Origin of the sequence: Neisseria sp. 74A18, assembly GCF_001308005.1 — a bacterium.
In the GTDB taxonomy this organism is placed as follows: Bacteria; Pseudomonadota; Gammaproteobacteria; order Burkholderiales; family Neisseriaceae; genus Neisseria; species Neisseria dumasiana.
In genome coordinates this window covers 1-22491 of the sequence record NZ_LGZA01000001.1, presented here as the reverse complement: position 1 = coordinate 22491, position 22491 = coordinate 1, and the positions used below count along the sequence as shown (strand labels likewise).

Below are 22491 nucleotides of genomic sequence, written 5' to 3'. Positions count from 1 at the left end.
GTTAAGCTGATTGACGATATGTGCACGAAACGCTCACGGCCGGCCGATTAAGTAGCCGAACCATAAACAGGCCGAGACCTTTGCAAAACCTTCAGATGCGGATGCCGTTCAAGGCGTAGCAGCACAGCGAGTGCAGACATATCATATAGATAGGCGAACAAGTGAGCAACGCGCAACGCAGAAATGCGCCGCAAATGGGGGTTTTGCAAAGGTCTCAGGCCGTCTGAAATATTATTTCAGACGGCCTGTTTATGGTTCGTGCTTTCTTAACAAGATGATAAACTTTTTGAGTCAACCGTCTTATCAAGCACTCGAATTACGCTTATTGGTTATTGGTCAACAAACGCACGTTCGATCAGATAATCGCCGCGCTGCCCCATTTTCGGTGAAACTTTCAAACCAAACTCGTTCAATACCTCGCTGGTATCTTTCAGCATGGCCGGGCTGCCACACAGCATCGCGCGGTCGTGTTCGGGATTCATCATCGGCAAACCGATGTCTTCAAACAGCTTGCCGCTGCGCATCAGATCGGTAATGTGGCCGCGGTGCGGATATTCTTCACGCGATACCACCGGATAATAAATCAGTTTTTCTTTAACGATTTCACCCAAATATTCATGCTCGGGCAATTCTTTGGTAAAGCGGTCGTAATAGGCCAAATCTTTTTCATAGCGCACACCGTGTACCAAAATGACTTTTTCAAACTGCTCGTAAACTTCAGGGTCTTTGGTGATGCTCAAAAACGGGGCGATACCGGTTCCGGTTGACAGCAGATACAGGTTTTTTCCGGGATTCAAATCACCGCAGATCAACGTACCGGTAGGCTTTTTGCTGATCAATACTTCGTCGCCCACTTTCAAATGCTGCAAACGGCTGGTCAAAGGGCCGTCTTGCACTTTAATACTGAAAAATTCGAGATGCTCTTCCCAGTTGGCGCTGGCCACGCTGTATGCACGCATCAACGGCTTGCCGTCCACCATCAAACCCACCATCACAAACTGCCCGTTTTCAAAACGCAATGATTCGTCGCGCGTGCAGGTAAAGGTAAAGTAAGCGTCTGTCCAATGGTGTACAGATAAAACTTTCTGGGTATTGAATGCTGCCATTATCGGTTTCCTAATATTAAATTGAAAAGGCCGTCTGAACGCGCAGACAGGCCGTCTGAAAATCATTATTCACACCGCTGCCTGAACGGTGCCGTCTGAATCTTCGGTGTGTTTATCGAACTGCAGGCTGTGCAGATCGGCATAGCGTCCGCCTTTGGCCAGCAATGCGGCGTGCGTTCCCTGCTCAACAACCCTTCCTTCGTGCATCACAACGATGTTGTCGGCTTTTTCGATGGTGGAAAGGCGGTGGGCGATAACGATGGTTGTGCGGTTTTGCATCAAAGTTTCCAATGCCGCCTGTACCAAACGCTCCGATTCGTTATCCAGCGCACTGGTGGCTTCGTCTAAAATCAAAATCGGCGCATCTTTCAGAATGGCGCGGGCAATGGCCAAACGCTGACGCTGCCCGCCTGAAAGTTTTAAGCCGTTTTCACCGATTTCCGTCTGCAAACCTTTGGGCATGGCCTTGATAAATTCCCAAGCATTGGCGGCTTTTGCCGCCTGAATAATCTCGGCTTCGCTCACTTTGTTCAGACGGCCGTAAGCGATATTGGCCGCCACCGTGCCGTTGAACAGCACCACGTCTTGGCTCACAAACGCCATATTCGAACGCAGGCTTTCCAGCGTAAATTCGCGCAAATCGATACCGCTGATGCGAATTTCGCCTTCCGTCGGGTCGAAAAAGCGCGGCAGCATATTGGCCAATGTGGTTTTACCGCAGCCGGAAGCACCGACCAAAGCCACCACTTTTCCCTGCGGCACCAACAGGTTGATACCGTTCAAGCTGTTGCGTTCTGCTTCGGGATAACGGTGTACAACATTACAGAATTCGATGTTGCCGGGCTTCGCGCTTAAAGCCAAACCGCCGCCGTCGCTTTCTTCGGGGGCATCCAAAAAACCGAACACGCTTTCTGCCGCCGCCAAACCGCGCTGGAGCGACTGCATTACGCCCGTCATCCGTTTAATCGGGTCGAACATCATGATCATGCTCGATAAAAAGGCCATAAAGTCGCCGGCACTGAAATCGGAAGAGTTTGCCTGACCCGCTGCCACATACACAATCACAGCCAATGCCACCGATGCCATCAACTGGGTAAAACCTGTGCCGAAAGAGCTGGCGGATACTTGTTTGATGGTGTTGCGGCGCACATTGTCGGAAACGTGTTCGAAGCGTGCCGTTTCATATTTTTGGCCGCCATAAACCTTAATCACGCGCGCGCCTTCGATGCTTTCGTTCAACACTTGCATCATTTGACCGAGAAAGGTTTGATTAACCTGCGACAGATTGCGCAAACGGCGGCTGACCAAACGGATACTGATGGCAACCACTGGCAAAATTGCGAAGGTAATCAGGGTTAACTTCCAATCCAAATACAAGAGCAGACCGAGTAAACCGATAACGCTTACGCCGTCTTTGGCAATAACGGTAATCACGTTAAAACCGGCTTCGGTAATCTGCCCTGCATCGCTCAAGATGCGCGACATGATCCGGCCGCTGCTGTTGTTGCCGAAATAGCCCGACGGCAGGCGCATCATTTTTTCAAACATTTCGCCGCGGACTCTATGCACCAAATGGCTGGAGAGATAAGTCGTACAATATTCGTTGAGAAAATTAAACAGGCCGCGAATCAGAAACAGGCCCACAATCGCCATCGGCAACCAAGCCATCTTCTGCATGTTTTTATCTACAAAGCCTTCGTTAATCAAAGGCTTAAGCAAATAACCGAAAGCAGGCATGGTTGCCGCCACCACCAGCATCGAAAAAACGGCCACCGAAAATATTTTCCAGTAGTCTTTCAGATACCCCAGCAGGCGTTTGTATAAAACCAGATTGGATTGTTCTTTCATTTGCTCTGCACAATTTCCCGTAAATTGAGCGCAAACACCGAATTTTAAACAAAAATGTTTCTCATCACAATGTTTGCCGATATTGCGGAAGCACCCTTGCCCGTCGGCACATGTGCCCGTTTGCCTTGCTGCTTTCGTGCTTCAGGCATCATCATCCGAAGGCCGCCCGAATATGTTTTCAGACGGCCTGAATGTCTTTATTTTTCTAAGGTTTCACGAATAATGGTTTTCACGATGTCGGCATTGTTCGGCACGACTTGAACGCGTTGCGGCAGTTTTTCCAAGCCCTCCAAACCGGCGGGGCGCGGGATTTGTACGTCGCCCACGGCTTCGCGGATGGTATCTTCAAACTTGGCCGCCAATGCGGTTTCCAAACAAACGATGGTCTCGCCCGCTTCGCGCACTTCGCGCGCTACTTTCACACCGTCGGCGGTATGCGGGTCGATGAGTTCGCCGTCGGCTTGGTGCACTTCGGCGATGATGCGCAAACGGTCTTTGTGCAGGCTCTTGCCGGATACGAAACCGTAGCGTTGATGCACTTTTTCCAGCAGCCAATTCAGGTCGAAGCCTTTACCTGCGCCCACTTCCGCCCACAAGGCTTCCACTTGTGCGGCATCGCGCTCAACCAAATCGAAAATAAAACGCTCGAAGTTGGAGGCTTTGGAAATATCCATAGACGGGCTGGAAGTTACCATAGTGTGATCGGCGGTACGCGGGCGGTATTCGCCGGTTTTGAAAAACTCGTCCAACACGTCGTTTTCATTGGTCGCCACAATCAGGCGGTGGATGGGCAGACCCATTTGGCGGGCAATGTGGCCGGCGCATACATTGCCGAAGTTGCCGCTGGGCACGCAGAAACTGACTTTTTGCTCGTTGCTGTGGGTTGCGTTGAAATAGCCGGCAAAGTAATACACCACTTGGGCAACGATGCGCCCCCAGTTGATGGAGTTAACCGTGCCGATGTGGTATTGCTCTTTGAAAGAAGCGTCATTTTGCACGGCTTTAACGATGTCTTGGCAATCGTCAAACATGCCTTTTACGGCGATATTGTGGATATTGTCGTCTTGCAGGCTGAACATCTGTGCGCGTTGGAAAGCACTCATTTTGCCTTCGGGCGACAGCATGAATACATGAATGCCTTTTTTGCCGCGCAGCGCGTATTCGGCTGCCGAACCGGTGTCGCCGCTGGTGGCGCCGAGGATATTGAGCTGTTTGCCTTCTTTGTTCAGCACATATTCAAACGCGTTGCCGAGAAACTGCATGGCCATGTCTTTAAACGCCAGCGTCGGGCCATTGGAGAGGGCTTGGATTTTGATGCCGTCTGAAAGCGTGCGCACCGGCGTGATTTCTGCCGAGCCGAAAGCTTCGGCGGTGTAAGTGCGGTTGATGATGTCGCGCAGGTCGTCGGCGGGAATATCGGTAATAAACAGGCTCATGATTTCAAAAGCCAATTCGGGATAGCTCAAGCCGCGCCATTTTTCCAGCGTTTGCCCGTCAACCTGCGGATAGCTTTCGGGCATCATCAGGCCGCCGTCGGGAGCAAGGCCCATCAATAAAACTTCGCTGAATGCTTTATGTGCGGTTTGGCCGCGGGTGCTGATATATTTCATGATTTCTTTTTGTATTCTGAGAAAGTTAGGAAATTAAAGCTCGTTTTACCGTTCAGACGGCCTATACCAAAGAGGCCGTCTGAATCATATTTTCACTCACGCATCAACCGCTTGACGCACGCCGTAACCGTTTTGGCCGTTACCGAAGCGGCGGTTTGCGCGCGTGTATTGGGGTTAACGATTTTGATCAGCTCTTCGGTTGTTACCTGATTGAGCACTTCTTCGCTGGCGCAACCGCAGATTTTGTTTTCCCATTCGCGTTGCTGCTGCGCCGTCATTACCAAAGCGGCCAGCTTCCATTCATTGCGTTTATTCAATTCTGTGCGGCATTGGTTTTCTACAACGGTTTTAACAATGCCGTCGGTTCTTGCTATGCCGTCACCACCGGCAACACAGCCGCCCAATAATAAAACACCCATCAAACCTGTTATTTTCTTCATGGTTTTTTCTTCCTTAAAGCCAACCGGCAAGCGGTATTCGGAGCCATTGCGGCAAACGGCGGGGTTTTCGGCAAAGTGGCCGTCTGAAACCCAATCAAGCCGGTATTGTACAACATCGGGCTGCCGCTTACACGATTATATACGGCGGCAAAATCCTTCAACGCAACCCGAAGCTTTCTGCCCGCATCGCCCTCTGTTTATCCGCCATAGCCAATCAACTCAACTTTTACTACCCCCTTGCTGCCTTGTATTAAAAATAAGTTGATTGACTATATAATAACAGGCCGTCTGAACAGAAAAGCACGCCATGACCGATCTCTTCACCCGCCAACCCGATGCACCTTTGGCCGAACGCCTGCGCCCGCACTCACTTGACGAAGTGATCGGGCAGCAACATTTAATCGGCGAAGGCAAACCGCTCCGCGTGGCCGTAGAAGGCGGCAAGCCGCATTCCATGCTCTTGTGGGGGCCGCCCGGCGTCGGCAAAACTACGCTGGCACGAATTTTGGCACAAAGCTTCAACGCCCAGTTTCTGCCCGTATCGGCGGTTTTTTCGGGCGTGAAAGATATCCGCGAGGCCATCGACAAAGCCGAAATGGCTCTGCAACAAGGCCGACCCACCATTTTATTCGTCGATGAAGTCCACCGCTTCAACAAAGCCCAGCAAGACGCTTTTCTGCCGCATGTTGAAAGCGGGCTGTTAACCTTCATCGGCGCCACCACCGAAAACCCTTCTTTTGAAGTCAACCCCGCCCTGCTCAGTCGCGCCCAAGTGTATGTGCTGCAATCTTTAAACCCGCAAGACATGCGGCAACTTACAGACAAAGTGCTGGCCTTGCCCGAATACACCGGTTTCGATCTCACCGAAGACGCACGTTCGCTACTTACCGATACGGCCGACGGCGACGCACGCCGCCTGCTCAATCTGCTCGAACAACTGTTGCGCGCCGCCGGCACACGCCGTCTGAAAACACTGGATGCCGCTTTCTTGGCCGAAAGCCTCGGCGCACAAATCCGCCGTTTCGATAAAGGCGGAGAAAGCTTCTACAACCAAATTTCCGCCCTGCACAAATCGGTTCGCGGCTCGCACCCCAATGCCGCACTCTATTGGTTCTGCCGCATGCTCGACGGCGGTGCCGACCCGCGCTACCTGTCCCGCCGCATCATACGCATGGCTTGGGAAGACATCGGCTTGGCCGACCCCCGCGCCATGCAGATTGCCAACGAAGCCGCCGCCGCCTACGAACGCTTAGGCTCTCCCGAAGGCGAACTCGCGCTCGCACAAGCCGTGCTTTATCTGGCCGCAGCCGCCAAATCCAACGCAGGCTATACAGCCTATAATCAGATGCGCGAGTTTGTGAAACAAAACGCCAGCGACGAAGTACCCGTCCATCTTCGCAACGCCCCCACCAAACTGATGAAAGAGTTGGGCTACGGGCGCGAATACCGCTACGCGCACGACGAACCCCACGCCTATGCCGCAGGCGAAACCTATATGCCAGACGGCTTGGACGAACCCGACTTCTACCAACCCGTACCGCGCGGGCTGGAAATCAAAATCGGCGAAAAACTGGCTTGGCTGAAAACACTGGACGAAAACGAAGAATCACATTAAACAACCCGAATCCGCGCCTTTCTACAGAAACATACCGATCCCTTTACCAAACCCTCGGATGTGGATGCAGTTCAAGGCTTAGCAGCACAGCGTGTGCAGACATATTCATATATAAGGCTGAGCGAGTATAAGGCTGAGCGAGCGGGCAGCGCACAACGCAGAAATACGCCGCAGATAAGGGTTCGGCAAAGGTGTCATACTATTGATTTATACTATCAAGCCAATACCTTTCGGCAACAGCACGCTACGGTTTTCAAGCCTCAACCGGCCTTTCAGACGGCCTGCCTTCCAATTCCCGACAAAACTACTCAACTACCTTCTGCAAATCTGCTAAAATACGCGCCGACAAAAATAAAATTTTCAAAGGCACACAAAACATGGCACTTCTGCAAATCGCCGAACCCGGCATGTCCGCCGCACCGCACCAACACCGCCTAGCCGTCGGTATCGACTTAGGCACCACCAACAGCCTTGTCGCCTCCGTCAAAAGCGGCAGTGCCGTTTGCCTGCCCGACGAACAAGGGCGGGTAACGCTGCCCTCCGTAGTGCGCTATTGCGAAGACTCCCGCTCCGAAGTCGGCTACGATGCGCTCAAAGCCCAAAAAATCGACCCGGTCAACACCATAAGCTCGGCCAAACGCCTTATCGGCCGTACGCTGGAAGATTTAAAACAAGACCCCCATTACCTGCCCTACCGCTTCGGCAGCAACGAACGCATCATCGAGCTGCACACCCGCGCGGGCGACAAAACGCCTATCGACGTATCGGCCGACATTCTCCGCGCCTTGAAGCAGCGTGCCGAAGAAAACCTCGGCGGCGAACTCGTAGGTGCCGTGATTACCGTGCCCGCCTATTTCGACGATGCCCAACGCCAAGCCACCAAAGATGCCGCACGGCTGGCCGGATTGAATGTTTTGCGCCTGCTCAACGAACCGACCGCCGCCGCCATTGCCTACGGCTTGGACAACGCATCGGAAGGCACGTTTGTGGTGTACGACCTCGGCGGCGGCACATTCGACGTATCCGTATTGCAGCTCACCAAAGGGCTGTTTGAAGTGAAAGCCACCAACGGCAACAGCGCACTCGGCGGAGACGACTTCGACCACCGCCTGTTCTGCTGGTTGCTCGAACAAAACGGTTTGTCCCAACTCAACGAGCAAGACAGCCAACTGCTGCTGAGCCTCGCCCGTGCCGCCAAAGAAACCTTGACTACCGACACCAGCGCCACCGTGCGCACCGTGCTTTCAGACGGCCGCCAAGTCGATACCACCGTTACCCGCCAAGCATTCCACACGCTTACGCAACATCTGGTTGCCAAAACCATCGAGCCGGTAAAGCAGGCTTTGAAAGATGCCTGCGTAGGCAAAGCCGACGTAAAAGGCGTGATTATGGTGGGCGGCTCCACCCGCATGCTGCACGTTCAGCAAGCCGTGGCCACCTTTTTCGGCCAAACGCCGCTCAACAACCTCAACCCCGACCAAGTGGTCGCACTCGGCGCGGCGATGCAGGCCAATGTGCTGGCGGGCAATAAAAACGAAGACGAATGGCTGCTGCTCGACGTAACGCCCCTGTCGCTCGGCCTCGAAACCTACGGCGGGCTGGCGGAAAAAATCATCCCGCGCAACAGCACCTTGCCCACCGCCCGCGCCCAAGAGTTCACCACCTTTAAAGACGGCCAAACCGCGATGACTATTCATGTGGTGCAGGGCGAACGCGAACTCGTGTCCGACTGCCGCAGCCTCGCCAAATTCACCTTGCGCGGCATTCCGCCGATGGTGGCCGGCGCCGCCCGCATCCGCGTAACCTTCCAAGTGGACGCAGACGGCCTGCTTTCCGTGTCCGCCCGCGAACAATCCACCGGCGTGCAGGCGCAAATCGAAGTGAAACCTTCCTACGGCCTCGACGACGAAACCATCACGCAAATGCTGAAAGAGAGCATGTCGAACGCCTCCGACGACATGGCCGCCCGCGCCCGCGCCGAAGCCGTTGTAGAAGCCGAAGGCCTGATTGCAGCCGTAGAAGCCGCATTGGAAATGGACGGCGATTTATTAAGCGAAACCGAACTTGCCGCCATCCGCGACAGCATCACCGCTTTGCAGAATCTTGTTGAAACCGGCAAGGCCGACGAAATCCGCAACGCCGTCGCAGCCTTCGGCCACACCACCGACGGCTTTGCCGCCAAACGCATGGATAGAAACATCAAACGTGCATTAACGGGGCAAAAAGTAGAAGATATCTAAGACATGAGCACCTACGCCCTTATCGTGCTGGCCTTTGCCATGTCTATGGATGCCTTTGCCGCCTCCATCGTCAAAGGTGCGGTAATCAACAAGCCCAATGCCCTGAAAATAATCAAAATCGCTTTGATTTTCGGCATTGTCGAAACCATTACCCCGCTGATAGGCTGGGCCGGCGGCAGAATGGCTCAAAAATTTATTTCCGATTGGGATCATTGGATAGCATTCGTTCTATTGTCGGCACTCGGCTGCAAAATGATATACGGCGCCCTTTTCCAACAAAATGAACCGGACTGTAAAGCCCAATCGGGGAAATACGGCTTTTTGATGATTGTTGCCACTGCCGTTGCAACCAGCATTGATTCGATGGTTGTCGGCATCAGCCTGGCGTTTCTGAATGTCAACATTATTGCAACCGCCCTGTTAATCGGCATGGCCACCACCTTAATGTCTGCCCTCGGTATCGTTTTGGGACGTTTGTTCGGCAAAGCGATGGGGAAACGGGCCGAAATTTTGGGCGGTATCGTGCTCATACTGATAGGCTCGTCGATTTTGATCGAACATTTAGAACTGTTGGCTTAAACATCCGCCAACCAAACCATAAACCCGACCTGTCGGCAAAACAGCAAAGGCAATACCCCGTTTGCCCGTTTTTTGCCGCTTAATTTAAAACATTAATAGCAACCCCGGCAGACCCTCTGCCGCATCGGGTAAAATACAGCCAATAAACTTATTTTTGATACAAGGCTGCAAGCACCGCTTCAGCGGCTTGCACAAGCATTGCCCTCTTTGAGCCAAGGTTCAACAACGCCGTAGCAGAAATAAAGTTTATTTGCCATAACGCCCGAAAAAAACTTTATCCCAAGAGAACACACATGCCGAAAGTAACCATACTCCCACACGCCGAACTCTGCCCCGAAGGCAAAATCATCGATAACGCGCCCGAAGGCCAAACCATTTGCGATTTACTGCTCGACCACGACATCGAAATCGATCACGCCTGCGAAAAATCCTGCGCCTGCACCACCTGCCATGTCATCGTGCGCCAAGGTTTCGACAGCTTGGAAGAGCCGTCTGAAATCGAAGAAGATCTGCTCGACCAAGCATGGGGTTTGGAGGCGGAATCACGTTTGAGCTGCCAAGCCAAAGTAGCCGATGAAGATTTGGTGGTAGAAATCCCCAAATACACCATCAACCACGCGCGCGAGCACCATTAAAACTCTTGTGTTTCCTAATCGACGAAATGACCGACACACCATCAGATGCCGCCGTTTCCCCGCCCAAGCCGAAAAGCCGCACATTAAAAGACAGCTTGAAATGGTATAAAACAACCTTCAAGCTGTTACTTAAGTATTGGTATTTATGGCTAGCGATTATTATGCTTTCCACCTTCATCAGTTTACTGTTTAATTTCGTAGGTGGCTGGTTACAAGAAACTTTAGCAACACACTTACCAACACATTTGGAGCCTGATGCTTTATTACCCTTAATAATGCTTTTCATCTCCATTACTTTGAAGATCTATTTAACCGGAGCATTTTTAGTTTCAGCTGAGAGCGTTATAGAAAATAAACAGATTCTTACTGAAAATATTTGGAAAAAATGGCGCAGTGGTTTTACGGATATGGCCAAATTATCCGTCTTTTGCATATGTATACTCAGCATTGAATCTATTATTTTCGGTATATTGACCATGCTATCTACGACCTTGGACATTGTATCGAGCACATTCCAAAACAACCCTGAACACTATACTTTGGACATGTCACATGATTTTTTCTATATGACCTTGCTAACTACTGCGGTTACTTTCCTGTTTTTGACTCCTTTATGGTTTATGCTTCCCTTGCTAACCTTGAATAAAGTAACTTTTAAACAGACTTTTTCCTCCAGCTTTAATGGCATGACACGGAATATATTGCCACTATCCATTTATTTGCTACCTACACTATTGCTGATTCTTTTTGCAAATCAAACGATTTATCAAATTTTGGATTATTTTTTTAATCTGGATATTTACGATTATACCGAGGCAATTGAAATCACTTTGTACTATATAAGCCCTGTATTAATAACCTTGCAGCTATACATTCCCTATCGGGACATCTACATTTCACCCATCTCAGAAAATCAGTTGAAGCAATAAAATCAAAAAGGAGACACCCAATGAAATGGACAGACACCCAACGCATTGCCGAAGAACTTTACGACACCCACGGCGACATCGACCCGAAAACCATCCGCTTTACCCATCTGCGCGACTTGATTCTCGCCCTGCCCGATTTCGATGACGATCCCGCCCGTTGCGGCGAAAAAATTCTCGAAGCCGTACAGCAAGCATGGATTAACGAGGCGGAATAAACATCTTTCAACTTTTAATTTGAATATAAATGCAAATGCCGTTTAAGGGTTAGCTAACGTAACCAATGCAGGCATATCACGCATCAAGCAAAGCCGGCATCGTACAACGCAGAAATACGCCGCAACCGGTGCTTTGCAAAGGTGTCGGCCGTCTGAAAAAAAGCTGCATCTTATTGAGATGCAGCTTTTTTTCAGACGGCCATACCAAACCGGATGGATTACATCCTTCCCAACTCGCGTTGCAGCGCCTGTATATTCTGCTGGCGGTCGAGTACGCTTCCTTGAAGTTGGCTGATTTGCTGTTGGTCTATATTACCGTTTTTTGCCGCGCGTGCAGATGCTAAAGACTGTTGCGCTTCCGATAATGCTTTGCGCTCATTGGCCAATTCCTGCTCCAGAATCGAACGGCGGCTGTTGCTTGCAGACGATTTCGGTGCAACGGGCACAACAGGGGCTTTAGCGTGTTGCGGAGCTGCTTTAACATAGTTTTTAGAAGCATGCGCTTTTTCCGCCGGCTGTTTTTTGGGCTCGGCCGCTCTACTTTGGGTATATTGCGGCTGATCGTAACGGCTGCTGCTGTAACGGCCGATAGAAGGCAAATCGGCTGCTTGGCAATTACCCAAACGCTTGGAAGTGTAGGTAATCTGGCCATTGACGACACAAGTATAAATCTTTGCCGATGCCGTCTGAATGCCGGACAAACCCAACAGTAAAAATACGCTTATCCCGATTAACTTTTTCATATTATTCAAAACATCTTTAAATACAAGAATCAACAGTAAACCGCTGCGGTTGTTGCCGCCTTTCTGCCGAGCGGATGTTCAGACGGCATCCGTGATCAAGCCGAAAAACCGATTACCCTGCAAACCGCTCAATCTCAAAAATCCATAAACGGATATGTGTGGGCAATCAACAGACAGATGAATAAAAGCAGCTTAGAAACACCAAAGCTGCTTTACCCGATAGGCCGCCATATCGCACCGTACGGCAAGCCGGACGAGAAGCAGCTTTATTCATATTTGCTTTGCCCAATCAGGCCCGCACATTTTGTTTAAAGCATATTTTCCAAACAAACAGGCAAGCGGGCGGAAGCATAATCGATATGCATGAATCCTGCAATCTGCACATCCGATTAAATTAATCGTTTACCGCATACACAGCCGAAGTTTGCGATTCTGCTGCCGATTCGGCATCACACAGAGATGAAAGATGCTCTTTAACCTCCCCTTGATCAGACAGAAGCGCTTCACTGGCCGCCAGCAAAAGAATGGCCTGTTTGAAAGATGTATAAGACATAATGAGTAAAACCCCGTAGTTTAAAATTTAATGGTTATATCAGGACGCATCTCAATCGGCTTGCGAAGCGGTTTTTTAAGAAAAATGCCACATGCAACGCCCACCGGCGGCACGCCCTAAAATTCAACTTGATGGGGCAGACGGAAACTGTGCTTCGATTTCATTTTCGATTTGTTCCAACTCTTCTTGCCAACCCAACCAGCTCTCCTCAAGTTTACTCAATTTTACCTTAACATCAGCTAAATTAGCGAGCACTTGCTGAAGCTTTACTTTATTCTCTTCCAAATAAGCATCTTCTTGTGACAAAAATGTTTCACATGCCGTTTGAACTTCGTTTAGCTCCGCCATTTCTTTTTCTGCTTTATCTATTTTGTGCAGAACAGGCTTAGTGCGTTTGGCTTTTTCCTGCCGTATCTGCGCTTCGAGGCGTTTGGTGTCTTTGCGGCTTTGGGTTTGTGCCGAAACGGCGGGGGCTGTGGCAGCATTTTCCTGTGCCAAACGCCATTGGCGGTAATCGTTCAAATCGCCGTCGAAGTTTTTCAGACGGCCTTTATCAATCAATAAAAAGCTGTCGGTGGTGGCTTCTAGCAGGCTGCGGTCGTGCGACACCACAATCAACGCGCCCTGAAAACTCTGCAAAGCCACGGTAAGTGCGTGGCGCATATCCAAATCGAGGTGGTTGGTCGGTTCGTCGAGCAGCAGCAGATTGGGCTTTTGCCACACAATCATCGCCAATGCCAGCCGTGCTTTTTCGCCGCCGGAAAAAGGTTCGATTTTCTGCAAAGCCATATCGCCGACAAAGTTGAAGCCGCCGAGAAAATTGCGGATTTCCTGCTCGCGCACATCGGGCGAAAGCTGCTGGATGTGCCAAACGGGGCTTTGGTCGTCGCGCAGGGTATCGAGCTGGTGCTGGGCGAAATAGCCGATATTGAGCTTTTCGGATTTCACCATCTGGCCGGACAATAAAGCCAATTCTCCGGCCAAGGCTTTGATAAAGGTAGATTTTCCGCTGCCGTTCACACCCAGCAATCCGTAGCGTGCGCCGCTTTCCAGCGATAAGGTAATGTCGTTCAGCACTACCGTATCGCCATAGCCTAAATCGGCTTTATCCATTTTTAACAGAGGGTTGGGCAAGTGTGCGGGCGTTTCAAATTCAAATGAAAATTCGCTGTCGAGATGCGCGGGGGAGATGCGCTCCAGTTTGGCCAACGCTTTCATGCGGCTTTGCGCTTGCGTAGCTTTGGTGGCTTTGGCTTTGAAGCGGTCGATAAACGATTGCAAATGCTTGATCTGCATTTGCTGCTTCACATACGCGGCTTGCTGTTGCGCCAAACGCTGGGCGCGTTCGGTTTGGTAAAAATCGTAGTTGCCGCCGTATTGGGTGAGTTTCTGATTTGATAATTCAACGGTTTGCGTGGTAGTGGCATTCAGAAAATCGCGGTCGTGCGAAATGATGATTTGGGTACACGGCAGGTTGGCGAGATGGTTTTCCAGCCACAGTACGGTTTCGAGATCCAAATGGTTGGTCGGTTCGTCGAGCAGCAATAAATCGGCGCGGCACATCAGAGCTTGGGCGAGATTCAAACGCATACGCCAGCCGCCTGAAAAAGCTTTCACGGGCTTGCTGTGTTCTTCCTGAGCGAAACCCAGTCCGCTTAACAATTTGGCGGCGCGGGCGGGTGCGGTGTATGCGTCGATTTCTTCGAGCTTGGCGTGCCATTCGGCGATTTTGATGCCGTCGTTTTGTGCTTCGGCTTCTGCTAAGGCCGTCTGAAATTGCTGCAATTCGGCATCGCCCTGCAAAACATAATCTAAAGCCGGCGTATCCAACGCGGGCGTTTCCTGCGCTACTGCCGCCGTTTTCCAATGTTTGGGAATCAGCACGTCGCCCGCATCATGTGTGATTTCCCCTTTGATTAAAGCAAACAAGCTCGATTTGCCGGTGCCGTTTTTGCCGATTAAGCCGACGCGCTGATTGGGGTTGACGGTGAGATTGGCTTGGTTGAGCAACACTTTCAGGCCGCGTTGGAGGGTGAGGTTTTTGAGTTCGATCATGGGAAAACAGATGGCATAAGGGAAAACAGGCATTTTAAACGATTTGGCTGCACAAGCGGCACCGTCGGCAGACTTTGCATATCAAAAGCCCATTGCTGCGGCTGTCGCAAATAAACCGCAATCCTGCTACGTCGTTGCTGCACCTTAGCTCAAAAAGAACAACGCTTGTGTAAACCATTGAAGCGGCAACAGAATATCTTCCGTATTGCGCACACTGCCTGAGGCTTGCTGCCTTGCATCTAAAGACAAGTTTATTTGCCATGAAATTATTGGCATTTAATTTCAAAAATTATAAAAATTAACCAATAAAATATTTAAAGAGCGATTTGTTTATCGTTTTTTTTTACAGGAAAGGTTTTCTCATCAGCGTTGTTTTGTTAAGGTGTTTTCACGCCAAACCATTTTCGGCATTATGCTGTCAACCGAATAGAAAGGAAACTATGCCTGCAAAACAAAACCCTCTCACACATCAAGGAAAAATCAACCCGGCTGTTTTTTACAGCTCTTCAGCCATCATTTTTTCCATCATACTGTTTGCCGTTATTGCTCCCCAAACCGCAGACTCTACCTTCAAAGCCATTCAGGCGGCCATCGTTTCCAATGCCAGTTGGTATTACGTTTTAACCGTTGCCGTAGTTCTGTTGGCATCCGTTTACTTGGGCTTGTCGCGCTACGGCACCATCAAGCTCGGCCCCGATCACGCCCGCCCCGATTACAGCAACCGTTCTTGGTTTGCCATGCTTTTTTCCGCTGGCATGGGTATCGGCTTGATGTTTTTCGGCGTTGCCGAACCGGTAATGCATTTCTTGTCTCCGCCCGTGGGCGACAGCAACACGGTTGAAGCCGCCCGACAAGCCATGCGGCTGACTTTTTTCCATTGGGGCCTGCACGCCTGGGCGATTTACGCGATTGTGGCGCTGATTTTGGCGTTTTTTGCTTACCGCCACAATCTGCCGCTAACGCTGCGCTCTGCGCTCTACCCTTTAATCGGCAATAAAATTTACGGCCCGATCGGTCATACGGTAGATGTTTTTGCCGTAGTCGGCACTTTATTTGGCGTTGCCACCTCATTGGGCTACGGTGTCTTGCAGGTTAACGCCGGTTTGAACCACCTTTTTCCGGCTGTTCCGGTCGGCACTTCTACACAAATCATCTTGATTATCGCCATCACCGCTTTAGCAACGGTTTCGGTAGCCACAGGCTTGGATAAAGGCGTTAAGTTTCTCTCCGAATTGAATTTGGGCTTGGCGGTGGTCTTGCTGCTGTTTGTATTGCTCGGCGGTTCTACTGTGTTTCTGCTGCAGGCGTTGGTACAGAACATCGGCCACTACACATCCAATATCGTCAACATGACGTTCAATCTTTTTGCCTACCAAAAAACCGACTGGATCGGCGGTTGGACTATTCTTTATTGGGGCTGGTGGCTGAGTTGGGCGCCTTTTGTCGGCCTGTTTATCGCTCGCGTTTCGCGCGGACGCACCATCCGTGAATTTGTTATCGGCGTATTGTTGGTACCGACAGGCTTCACCTTTATGTGGATGACCTTTTTCGGCAATTCCGCCATCGATATGATTCTGAACCAAAATATCGCATCGCTCGGAACAGTGGTGTCGCAAGACGTTTCTCTGGCTTTGTTTGCCTTTTTGGAACACCTGCCTTTCTCCACCCTCTTTACCTATATTGCCCTGTTGATGGTGGTGGTATTTTTCGTTACATCCGCCGACTCCGGTGCATTGGTCATGGATATGTTGTGTGCTTACGGCGAAGGCAGCAAAGGCGTGGCTTACCGTATCTATTGGTCGGTCGGTGCCGGCGTAGTGGCTATCGTACTGTTGTTGGCCGGCGGACTCGGTGCGTTGCAAACCATGGCGATTGCCAGCGCGCTGCCTTTCGTAACCGTTTTGATGATTGCCATGTACGGCTTGTTTAAAGCCCTGAATATCGACATTCAAAAACAGATGGTGCAGCAAGTGTCTCCGCCCACCGTTGCGCCGATGCTGCGCTCCAAAGGTGCTTGGCGCGAACGTCTTAAAGTGATTATGGATTTTCCGGATAAAAAAACCGTTCATCACTTTGTCGATACCACCGTATCGGAAGCCTGCCACGAAGTCGGCGAAGAACTGCGGCAGCTGGGTGTGAGCATTCAAATCCGCCAACCTGCTTCGGGAGAAATCGTGTTGGTTGCCGACCATGAAGCGGAAATCAACTTTACCTACCAAGTGATCGCCACACCGCATGTCCAACCTGCATTCGTGCAGTCCGATCATTCCGAACAAGCCTTAAGCGACGAACAGCAGTATTACCGCGCCGAAGTTCATTTGGGTGAAGGCGGGCAGGACTACGACATCATGGGCTGGAGCAAAGAAGGCGTGATTAACGATATCATCGACCAATATCACAAACACATGCACTTTCTGCATAGTTTGCGCTAAATCATGCTTATCTTGTAGTTATGAAAAAGGCCGTCTGAACATTCAGACGGCCTTTCCGCATATTATGGTCAATCAACGTATATTGATTACAAGAGACGACTTCCCGCCCCGGCTTAAACTTCGCTTAAATTCAAATAATGGCGGCTGCCCTGCATATCGCTCATCGCGCGCAGCAGCATTTCGAAATGCTCATCGTTGTTGATGAAGTCCAACTCATCGGCATTGGCAATCAGCAACGGCGCATTTTGATACAGATGGAAAAAGCGGCGGTATTCGTCTTGAATCTGCCCCAAATAACCCGACGGAAACAGGTTCAACATGCCTTTGTTTTGCTTCTGCAAGCGTTTTTGGGCATTTTCGTCGGATGTTTGCAGATAAATCACCAAATCGGGCACCGGATATTCGGGCATGATTTTGCGTTTCATCTGCCAAAACAAAGTCTGTTCGTTGGCCGGATCATTGCCTTTCAACACCACCGGCACGAAAATCTGGTCTTTTTCGAGCAGGAAATCAGCGATAATCAGCTCGTTTTTTTCTTCTTCTTCATTAATCACTTCTACCGCTTCGGCACGGCGCATCAGAAAAAACAATTCGGTTGCCAAGCCGTGATTGGCCGCATTCAGATAAAACTGTTCCAAAAAAGGGTTGCGCTCGGGGCTTTCCGTCAGATGCAACGCATTGAAATACTCGGCCAAACGCCGGCTTAATTCGGATTTGCCGCTGCCGATAGAACCTTCAACCACAATGTAACGATGATGCATGAATAGTCTTTCTTCTTACTTAAAATGTGTTTCGGGGTATCTGTACGCTATTGAGGCCGTCTGAAACCAATATTCAACTTTTTTGAATCAAGCAACCTTATTTTTGCAAACGGATACCGTCTTCACCCAGTTTTGCCGCCAACTCCGAAGCCTTTCCGTGCAAACCGACAACATAATCTGGTGCGATTTCCGCCAGCGGGCACATAACGAAACCGCGTTCGTGCGCACGGGGATGCGGCAAGGTTAAATGCGGGTTGCTGCTGGTTTCTCCGTTGTAATCGATGATGTCTAAATCCAGAGTACGCGGCGCATTACGAAAACTGCGGCGGCGGCCGAAATCGTCTTCGATGCGGTTTAACACGGCCAGCAACTCTCTGCCGTCCAAAGCCGTTTGCACGATACACACCGCATTCACGAAATCGGGCTGATCCGCATAACCCACGGGGGCGGTAATATAGAGTGAAGATACGCGGTTCAGTTCAATTTGCGGATGGCGTGAAATGGCTTCCAATGCTGCTTTAACCTGCTCTTGCGGCCGGTCAAGATTACTTCCCAAAGCGATCACGGCGATATGGGGTAGAGACGTTGGCATGTTCAGACGGCCTCACAAAGGTTTGAACCAGGCAAGGTAAACAATGGCGGCCACGCACAACATAGATGCGGCATAACCCAGCCAAAACTTCGGCGTACGCGGGCGGGCGCGTACCGTAACCATACCTAAACCGATATAGCCCAATAAAAGCAACAGTTTCACACCCAACCAGTCGGCATTGCCGAAAGGCATGAAACGGGTAATGTGCATCAGCCAAAGGCCGGTAAAAAGCAATAACGTGTCGTTGAAATGGGGAATAATTTTCAAAATTTTCGGCAGCGGTTTTTCGGGGCGGGCATAACGCATCCAAAAACGCAGATTGAACAGCAAAATAGTGATTGCCACAAAGGTCATGTGGCTGTGTTTTACAATCAGATATTGCATAAAAAAGGTTTTCCGAAAGGTATATTCAGACGGCCTATTGTACCTGAAACACGTTGCCCGGCAGTACCATACGTCATACAGCCGCAGCCTGCTTATTTCAGCTTTTCCACAGCCAAGAGATAGGGAGGGCGGTTTTGGCGGTTGGCAAATCCGTATTTCAATACAGCATATTGCTGTTGCGGCAGAGTTTGCGCCCAATGCTCGATGGCGGACGCCTCGTATTGTCCGGCTTCGTGACCGGGATAAACCACTGCCGCCAGCAAACCGCCTTTTTCCAATAACGCCAGCACCGAATTTAGAGCGCGTATGCTGGTATCCGCTTGAGTGGTCAGCGACTTATCGCCGCCCGGCAGCCATCCGAAATTAAACACAGCCGCGGCCAAAGGTTCGCGCACATAATCCGATAAGGTTTCATGGCCGGCATGAACATACTCGACCTGCGCCCCAACGCCTTCGGCCTGCAAGCGTTTTGCCGTTTCGTCCAATGCCTGTTTCTGTATATCGAACACCCAAACCTTACCGTTACTGCCTACGCAGCGTGCAAGCAAAAGCGTATCGTGACCGTTACCTGCCGTACCGTCCAACACGGTATCTCCGGCACGGATACGGGCACGCAGCAAGTCATGGGTAAAAGGCAGAATATTGCGCAGCAGCATAAGGCCGTTTGAAACATGAGAAAAAATACCTTACCTCAAAAAGGTAAGGTATTTTAATAGCCTTGATCTTAAGCCGAAGGCTGTGTGGTTTCGACTTGAACGGGAGCGGCAGAAGCGGGCTGTTTGTTTTCGTGCTGCAAACTCACGGCGCGGGCCGGAACAATAGTGGAAATCGCATGTTTGTAAACCATTTGCGTTACAGAAGTGTTACGCAACAGCACAACATATTGGTCAAACGATTCAACTTGCCCCTGCAGCTTGATGCCGTTTACCAAATAAATGGAAACAGGCACATGCTCTTTACGCAAAGCGTTCAAAAAAGGATCTTGTAGCATTTGTCCTTTAGCGGTCATTTTTTCAACTCCGTTATTATTTATGGCTTTAAAGTATTTCGGGAAAAACACGTGCCGATTTTAGCCTTGAATGCATTTTTTTACCAATCTTTTTCGGTAAGAATATGCAAACGTTTACTGCATGGTTTGAAAGGTGTTGGTAGTAAGATGGCCTGCTGCTTGCAAAGTTCAGCCTAAAGCGCATTCCATTGCTTAACATGCAAATGTGTTAAAAATTACACATCGATTATTTATGCCGCACCTTATCACCCCTGCATAATATCTACGGCAGTTTATCTGACTTGCAAGCCGATATTTCGGTTGAAAGCCCTCTTCGCCGGCAAACGCTTATATAATGTTTTTAAAATAATATTTCAAAATACCGAAAGGCAGATCATGGAACGTGAAAAAATATATTATGCTGCCGTTATTCTTGTATCGGCCGTATCCATCCTGCTCAGCCCGTTTTTTTATGTAAGCAGGGGTAAACAGAACGCAAAACCGGCCGGCTCCCGAAGCTGGATGAAAATTATTGCCGGCAATATTCTAATGGCGGCGGTTTTGCTGGCAGTGTGGTGGTTTTGGTTACGCAGAAACTATTGAGCAACATTATTCACGGCAACAGTTGCCTGCCGCTTTTTCAGACGGCATACTTCCAGCCGTTAACATCCATTTCCACAACGAAAGCCATTTATGAAAACCATACCGTTATGGGGAGCCGCCGCACTTGTTTTAACCGCCCTGCCCGTTTTGGCAAATACCGTGTATGAATGCAAAGACAATAACGGCCGCACGGTTTATGTTCAAAATGCCGGCAAACAATGCAAAAAAGCCGATATCGGCAGAATAGGCATTTATTCCAATACCCCTGCCAAAACCACGCAGCATTCTTCGCCTGCTTCGGCGGCCGACCGGCAAAACGATGCTTCTGTTCCGCCCGATATTCTGGCCAAACGCCAAGAAGCACAACAACAGCTTGACGCGGCAAAAAAAGCTTTAACCGAAGGCAAGCAGGTTCGTTATGGTAACGAACGGAATTATGCGCGTTACCAAGAGCGCATCCAACAGCTGGAAAATGCCGTTAAAACTGCACAACAGCGCTTAAACGAACTGAACCATGCGCCCAACTCAGGCTCATCGCGCAACATGCCCCACTAATTGCAATCACGATAAGGTCAGATACCTTTATAAAACCGCCAGTTTTCAGACGGCATATACGCAAAAAACATTTCGCCGCACTTGCTTTGTTTGCAATGACGGCGAAATGTTTTTTTTACGGAAAGCTGCTTTCGGTATAAGGCAGGTGGTGATTCGGATCACTCCGCGCCCCGAAGAGATTTCAATTCTCTGCTTTTATCAATATTGAACAGTCCACGCCACACTCTCTCCGCCGCGCATCGGCACCAAAACTTCATTGCCCCCGAAAGGCACTTCAGAAGCAACCTGCTGGCTTTGCTTGATTAACATGATGGTTCGGGAGTTTTCGGGCAGGCCGTAAAAACGTGCGCCGTTTTTCGAGGCAAATGCTTCCAGTTTGTCTAACGCTCCTGCCTGATCAAATACTTCAGCATACAATTCGATTGCCGTGGCCGCACTGAACATGCCTGCACAGCCGCAAGCGTTTTCTTTGGCTGATTGCGCGTGGGGTGCGCTGTCTGTACCTAGAAAAAACTTGTGCGATTGTTCACCGGTAACCGCCGCTACCAACGCCTTGCGGTGTATCTCGCGCTTGAGCACGGGCAAGCAATAATGGTGCGGGCGCACGCCTCCGACCAACAAGTCGTTACGATTCAACAGCAAATGCTGCGGGGTAACGCTGGCCGCCACGTTGTCTCCGGCTTCCATCACCAAACGGGCGGCATCGGCCGTGGTGATATGCTCGAACACCACTTTCAAACCGGGCACTTTTTCCAAAACGGGTTTCATCACACGCTCAATAAACACTGCCTCGCGATCGAAAATATCGATTTCGGGGTCGGTTACCTCTCCGTGCACCAAAAACAACATGTCTTGTTTAGCCATTTCTTCCAAAACGGGAATCAGTTTGAACAAATCGGTTACGCCCGAATCGGAATTGGTGGTTGCACCGGCAGGGTAAAGTTTGAAGGCCACAATCCCCGCCGCTTTGGCTTCGCGCACCAGTTCGGGTGTCGATTTATCGGTCAGATACAAAGTCATCAGCGGTTCAAAAGTGCTGCCTTGCGGCAGGGCGGCCAAAATGCGTTTTTTATAGGCTTGCGCATCGGCTACGCTGACTACCGGCGGCTTCAGGTTGGGCATGATGACTGCGCGCCCCATTTGGCGTGCGGTAAACGGCAACACGGCTTTTAATGCTTCTCCGTCGCGCAGGTGCAGGTGCATGTCGTCGGGCTGGACAATAGTAAGGGTTTGCATGATATTCCTTTGTTTTATCTATCAATATTTGCTGTGAGGCCGTCTGAAAAACCTAGATATTTTCAGACGGGCTTAGATTCGAATTTCAAGTGCAGCACTCAGGCAGTAGTGGTTGGAAGAGATTCAAGAATAAAACACTTGGCGTTTCATAGCCAAGTGTTTTTCTTGGCCGGTGGTTCGGCTCATCCTGAACCCTGCGTATTTCCCGCTCACTAATGTTGCGGAAATCCGTTTGTTTGGGGAAATATTGGCGGATGAGTCCGTTGGTGTTTTCATTCAGCGCCTTTTCCCAAGAACGGTAAGGACGGCAGAAATAGGTTTCAGCCACCAATGCTTTGGCTATTCGGGTGTGGCGGTAGAATTCCTTGCCGT

Annotated in this window: 24 protein-coding genes; 9 read left to right on the top strand and 15 right to left on the bottom strand. The window is 50.2% G+C overall.

Going from position 1 to position 22491, the window contains the following annotated elements; all coding sequences use genetic code 11:
- Nucleotides 1–47: 47 nt before the first annotated feature.
- The 5 genes from AKG43_RS13025 to AKG43_RS00095 form a co-directional block, all read right to left on the bottom strand.
- Nucleotides 48–230 (bottom strand): lipoprotein signal peptidase, encoded by a 183-nt coding sequence (locus AKG43_RS13025; protein ID WP_082402912.1) that lies wholly within the window; start codon nt 228–230, stop codon nt 48–50.
- A gap of 99 nt (nt 231–329) precedes the next feature.
- Nucleotides 330–1106: a ferredoxin--NADP reductase gene (locus tag AKG43_RS00110; protein WP_054598547.1), complete on the bottom strand. Its 777-nt coding sequence runs from the start codon at nt 1104–1106 to the stop codon at nt 330–332.
- 69 nt (nt 1107–1175) lie between these two features.
- Complete coding sequence (gene msbA, locus AKG43_RS00105; RefSeq protein WP_054598546.1) at nt 1176–2954, bottom strand: lipid A export permease/ATP-binding protein MsbA; 1779 nt, start codon at nt 2952–2954, stop codon at nt 1176–1178.
- A 197-nt stretch (nt 2955–3151) separates the two neighbouring features.
- Nucleotides 3152–4564 carry a threonine synthase gene (gene thrC / locus AKG43_RS00100; protein WP_054598545.1) on the bottom strand — a complete coding sequence of 471 codons (1413 nt, stop codon included), beginning with the start codon at nt 4562–4564 and terminating at the stop codon, nt 3152–3154.
- A 92-nt stretch (nt 4565–4656) separates the two neighbouring features.
- Nucleotides 4657–5004: a hypothetical protein gene (locus tag AKG43_RS00095; RefSeq protein ID WP_054598544.1), complete on the bottom strand. Its 348-nt coding sequence runs from the start codon at nt 5002–5004 to the stop codon at nt 4657–4659.
- 307 nt (nt 5005–5311) lie between these two features.
- On the opposite strand from AKG43_RS00095, the gene AKG43_RS00090 reads away from it, so the two are divergent.
- From AKG43_RS00090 to iscX, 6 genes are all read left to right on the top strand, one after another.
- On the top strand, nt 5312–6619 hold the full coding sequence (locus AKG43_RS00090; protein ID WP_054598543.1) for a replication-associated recombination protein A: 1308 nt from the start codon (nt 5312–5314) through the stop codon (nt 6617–6619).
- 377 nt (nt 6620–6996) lie between these two features.
- Nucleotides 6997–8859 (top strand): Fe-S protein assembly chaperone HscA, encoded by a 1863-nt coding sequence (gene hscA, locus AKG43_RS00085; protein ID WP_054598542.1) that lies wholly within the window; start codon nt 6997–6999, stop codon nt 8857–8859.
- 3 nt (nt 8860–8862) lie between these two features.
- Nucleotides 8863–9438, top strand: a complete 576-nt coding sequence (locus AKG43_RS00080) for a manganese efflux pump MntP family protein (protein WP_054598541.1) — start codon at nt 8863–8865, stop codon at nt 9436–9438.
- A gap of 293 nt (nt 9439–9731) precedes the next feature.
- Nucleotides 9732–10073 (top strand): ISC system 2Fe-2S type ferredoxin, encoded by a 342-nt coding sequence (gene fdx, locus AKG43_RS00075; protein ID WP_054598540.1) that lies wholly within the window; start codon nt 9732–9734, stop codon nt 10071–10073.
- 26 nt (nt 10074–10099) lie between these two features.
- On the top strand, nt 10100–11002 hold the full coding sequence (locus tag AKG43_RS00070; protein WP_156300586.1) for a hypothetical protein: 903 nt from the start codon (nt 10100–10102) through the stop codon (nt 11000–11002).
- Nucleotides 11003–11022: 20 nt separating this feature from the next.
- Entirely contained in the window at nt 11023–11217 is a 195-nt protein-coding gene (gene iscX / locus AKG43_RS00065) for a Fe-S cluster assembly protein IscX (protein ID WP_054598538.1), read from the top strand.
- A gap of 218 nt (nt 11218–11435) precedes the next feature.
- Here iscX and AKG43_RS00060 read toward each other — a convergent pair whose 3' ends face one another.
- From AKG43_RS00060 to AKG43_RS00055, 3 genes are all read right to left on the bottom strand, one after another.
- The gene (locus AKG43_RS00060; protein WP_054598686.1) at nt 11436–11960 is read right to left on the bottom strand and encodes a hypothetical protein; all 525 of its coding nucleotides are present in this window, start codon (nt 11958–11960) and stop codon (nt 11436–11438) included.
- 394 nt (nt 11961–12354) lie between these two features.
- Nucleotides 12355–12513: a hypothetical protein gene (locus AKG43_RS12650; protein ID WP_156300585.1), complete on the bottom strand. Its 159-nt coding sequence runs from the start codon at nt 12511–12513 to the stop codon at nt 12355–12357.
- Between the two features lie 123 nt (nt 12514–12636).
- Nucleotides 12637–14568, bottom strand: a complete 1932-nt coding sequence (locus AKG43_RS00055; protein ID WP_054598537.1) for an ATP-binding cassette domain-containing protein — start codon at nt 14566–14568, stop codon at nt 12637–12639.
- Between the two features lie 440 nt (nt 14569–15008).
- Here AKG43_RS00055 and betT point away from each other — a divergent pair, with 440 nt between their 5' ends.
- Nucleotides 15009–17000, top strand: coding sequence for a choline BCCT transporter BetT (gene betT, locus AKG43_RS00050; RefSeq protein WP_054598536.1), 1992 nt, complete (start codon nt 15009–15011; stop codon nt 16998–17000).
- Nucleotides 17001–17113: 113 nt separating this feature from the next.
- Here the strand turns inward: betT and AKG43_RS00045 are convergent, their stop codons facing one another.
- From AKG43_RS00045 to hfq, 5 genes are all read right to left on the bottom strand, one after another.
- The gene (locus AKG43_RS00045; RefSeq protein ID WP_054598535.1) at nt 17114–17761 is read right to left on the bottom strand and encodes a deoxynucleoside kinase; all 648 of its coding nucleotides are present in this window, start codon (nt 17759–17761) and stop codon (nt 17114–17116) included.
- Nucleotides 17762–17858: 97 nt separating this feature from the next.
- Nucleotides 17859–18353, bottom strand: coding sequence for a 2-amino-4-hydroxy-6-hydroxymethyldihydropteridine diphosphokinase (folK, locus tag AKG43_RS00040; RefSeq protein ID WP_054598534.1), 495 nt, complete (start codon nt 18351–18353; stop codon nt 17859–17861).
- A gap of 12 nt (nt 18354–18365) precedes the next feature.
- Nucleotides 18366–18737: a SirB2 family protein gene (locus tag AKG43_RS00035; protein WP_054598533.1), complete on the bottom strand. Its 372-nt coding sequence runs from the start codon at nt 18735–18737 to the stop codon at nt 18366–18368.
- Nucleotides 18738–18829: 92 nt separating this feature from the next.
- On the bottom strand, nt 18830–19393 hold the full coding sequence (locus tag AKG43_RS00030; protein WP_054598532.1) for a class I SAM-dependent methyltransferase: 564 nt from the start codon (nt 19391–19393) through the stop codon (nt 18830–18832).
- A 68-nt stretch (nt 19394–19461) separates the two neighbouring features.
- Nucleotides 19462–19746 carry an RNA chaperone Hfq gene (gene hfq, locus AKG43_RS00025; protein WP_054598531.1) on the bottom strand — a complete coding sequence of 95 codons (285 nt, stop codon included), beginning with the start codon at nt 19744–19746 and terminating at the stop codon, nt 19462–19464.
- Nucleotides 19747–20121: 375 nt separating this feature from the next.
- On the opposite strand from hfq, the gene AKG43_RS00020 reads away from it, so the two are divergent.
- Nucleotides 20122–20328, top strand: coding sequence for a hypothetical protein (locus AKG43_RS00020; protein WP_054598685.1), 207 nt, complete (start codon nt 20122–20124; stop codon nt 20326–20328).
- Nucleotides 20329–20418: 90 nt separating this feature from the next.
- On the top strand, nt 20419–20883 hold the full coding sequence (locus AKG43_RS00015; protein WP_054598530.1) for a DUF4124 domain-containing protein: 465 nt from the start codon (nt 20419–20421) through the stop codon (nt 20881–20883).
- Nucleotides 20884–21081: 198 nt separating this feature from the next.
- Here AKG43_RS00015 and pyrC read toward each other — a convergent pair whose 3' ends face one another.
- On the bottom strand, nt 21082–22119 hold the full coding sequence (pyrC, locus tag AKG43_RS00010; RefSeq protein ID WP_054598529.1) for a dihydroorotase: 1038 nt from the start codon (nt 22117–22119) through the stop codon (nt 21082–21084).
- 85 nt (nt 22120–22204) lie between these two features.
- On the bottom strand, nt 22205–22491 hold a 287-nt coding region (locus AKG43_RS00005; protein ID WP_156300584.1), incomplete at its 5' end, for an IS30 family transposase.

Coding starts and splice junctions, on each gene's coding strand:
- betT (WP_054598536.1), top strand. CDS start 15,009: ATGCCTGCAAAACAAAACCCTCTCACACATCAAGGAAAAATCAACCCG.
- AKG43_RS00060 (WP_054598686.1), bottom strand. CDS start 11,960: ATGAAAAAGTTAATCGGGATAAGCGTATTTTTACTGTTGGGTTTGTCC.
- fdx (WP_054598540.1), top strand. CDS start 9,732: ATGCCGAAAGTAACCATACTCCCACACGCCGAACTCTGCCCCGAAGGC.
- thrC (WP_054598545.1), bottom strand. CDS start 4,564: ATGAAATATATCAGCACCCGCGGCCAAACCGCACATAAAGCATTCAGC.
- AKG43_RS00080 (WP_054598541.1), top strand. CDS start 8,863: ATGAGCACCTACGCCCTTATCGTGCTGGCCTTTGCCATGTCTATGGAT.
- AKG43_RS00055 (WP_054598537.1), bottom strand. CDS start 14,568: ATGATCGAACTCAAAAACCTCACCCTCCAACGCGGCCTGAAAGTGTTG.
- AKG43_RS00020 (WP_054598685.1), top strand. CDS start 20,122: ATGGAACGTGAAAAAATATATTATGCTGCCGTTATTCTTGTATCGGCC.
- AKG43_RS00095 (WP_054598544.1), bottom strand. CDS start 5,004: ATGAAGAAAATAACAGGTTTGATGGGTGTTTTATTATTGGGCGGCTGT.
- AKG43_RS00030 (WP_054598532.1), bottom strand. CDS start 19,393: ATGCTGCTGCGCAATATTCTGCCTTTTACCCATGACTTGCTGCGTGCC.
- iscX (WP_054598538.1), top strand. CDS start 11,023: ATGAAATGGACAGACACCCAACGCATTGCCGAAGAACTTTACGACACC.
- hscA (WP_054598542.1), top strand. CDS start 6,997: ATGGCACTTCTGCAAATCGCCGAACCCGGCATGTCCGCCGCACCGCAC.
- pyrC (WP_054598529.1), bottom strand. CDS start 22,119: ATGCAAACCCTTACTATTGTCCAGCCCGACGACATGCACCTGCACCTG.
- AKG43_RS00015 (WP_054598530.1), top strand. CDS start 20,419: ATGAAAACCATACCGTTATGGGGAGCCGCCGCACTTGTTTTAACCGCC.
- folK (WP_054598534.1), bottom strand. CDS start 18,353: ATGCCAACGTCTCTACCCCATATCGCCGTGATCGCTTTGGGAAGTAAT.
- msbA (WP_054598546.1), bottom strand. CDS start 2,954: ATGAAAGAACAATCCAATCTGGTTTTATACAAACGCCTGCTGGGGTAT.
- AKG43_RS00035 (WP_054598533.1), bottom strand. CDS start 18,737: ATGCAATATCTGATTGTAAAACACAGCCACATGACCTTTGTGGCAATC.
- AKG43_RS00110 (WP_054598547.1), bottom strand. CDS start 1,106: ATGGCAGCATTCAATACCCAGAAAGTTTTATCTGTACACCATTGGACA.
- AKG43_RS00045 (WP_054598535.1), bottom strand. CDS start 17,761: ATGCATCATCGTTACATTGTGGTTGAAGGTTCTATCGGCAGCGGCAAA.
- AKG43_RS00070 (WP_156300586.1), top strand. CDS start 10,100: ATGACCGACACACCATCAGATGCCGCCGTTTCCCCGCCCAAGCCGAAA.
- AKG43_RS12650 (WP_156300585.1), bottom strand. CDS start 12,513: ATGTCTTATACATCTTTCAAACAGGCCATTCTTTTGCTGGCGGCCAGT.
- AKG43_RS00090 (WP_054598543.1), top strand. CDS start 5,312: ATGACCGATCTCTTCACCCGCCAACCCGATGCACCTTTGGCCGAACGC.
- hfq (WP_054598531.1), bottom strand. CDS start 19,746: ATGACCGCTAAAGGACAAATGCTACAAGATCCTTTTTTGAACGCTTTG.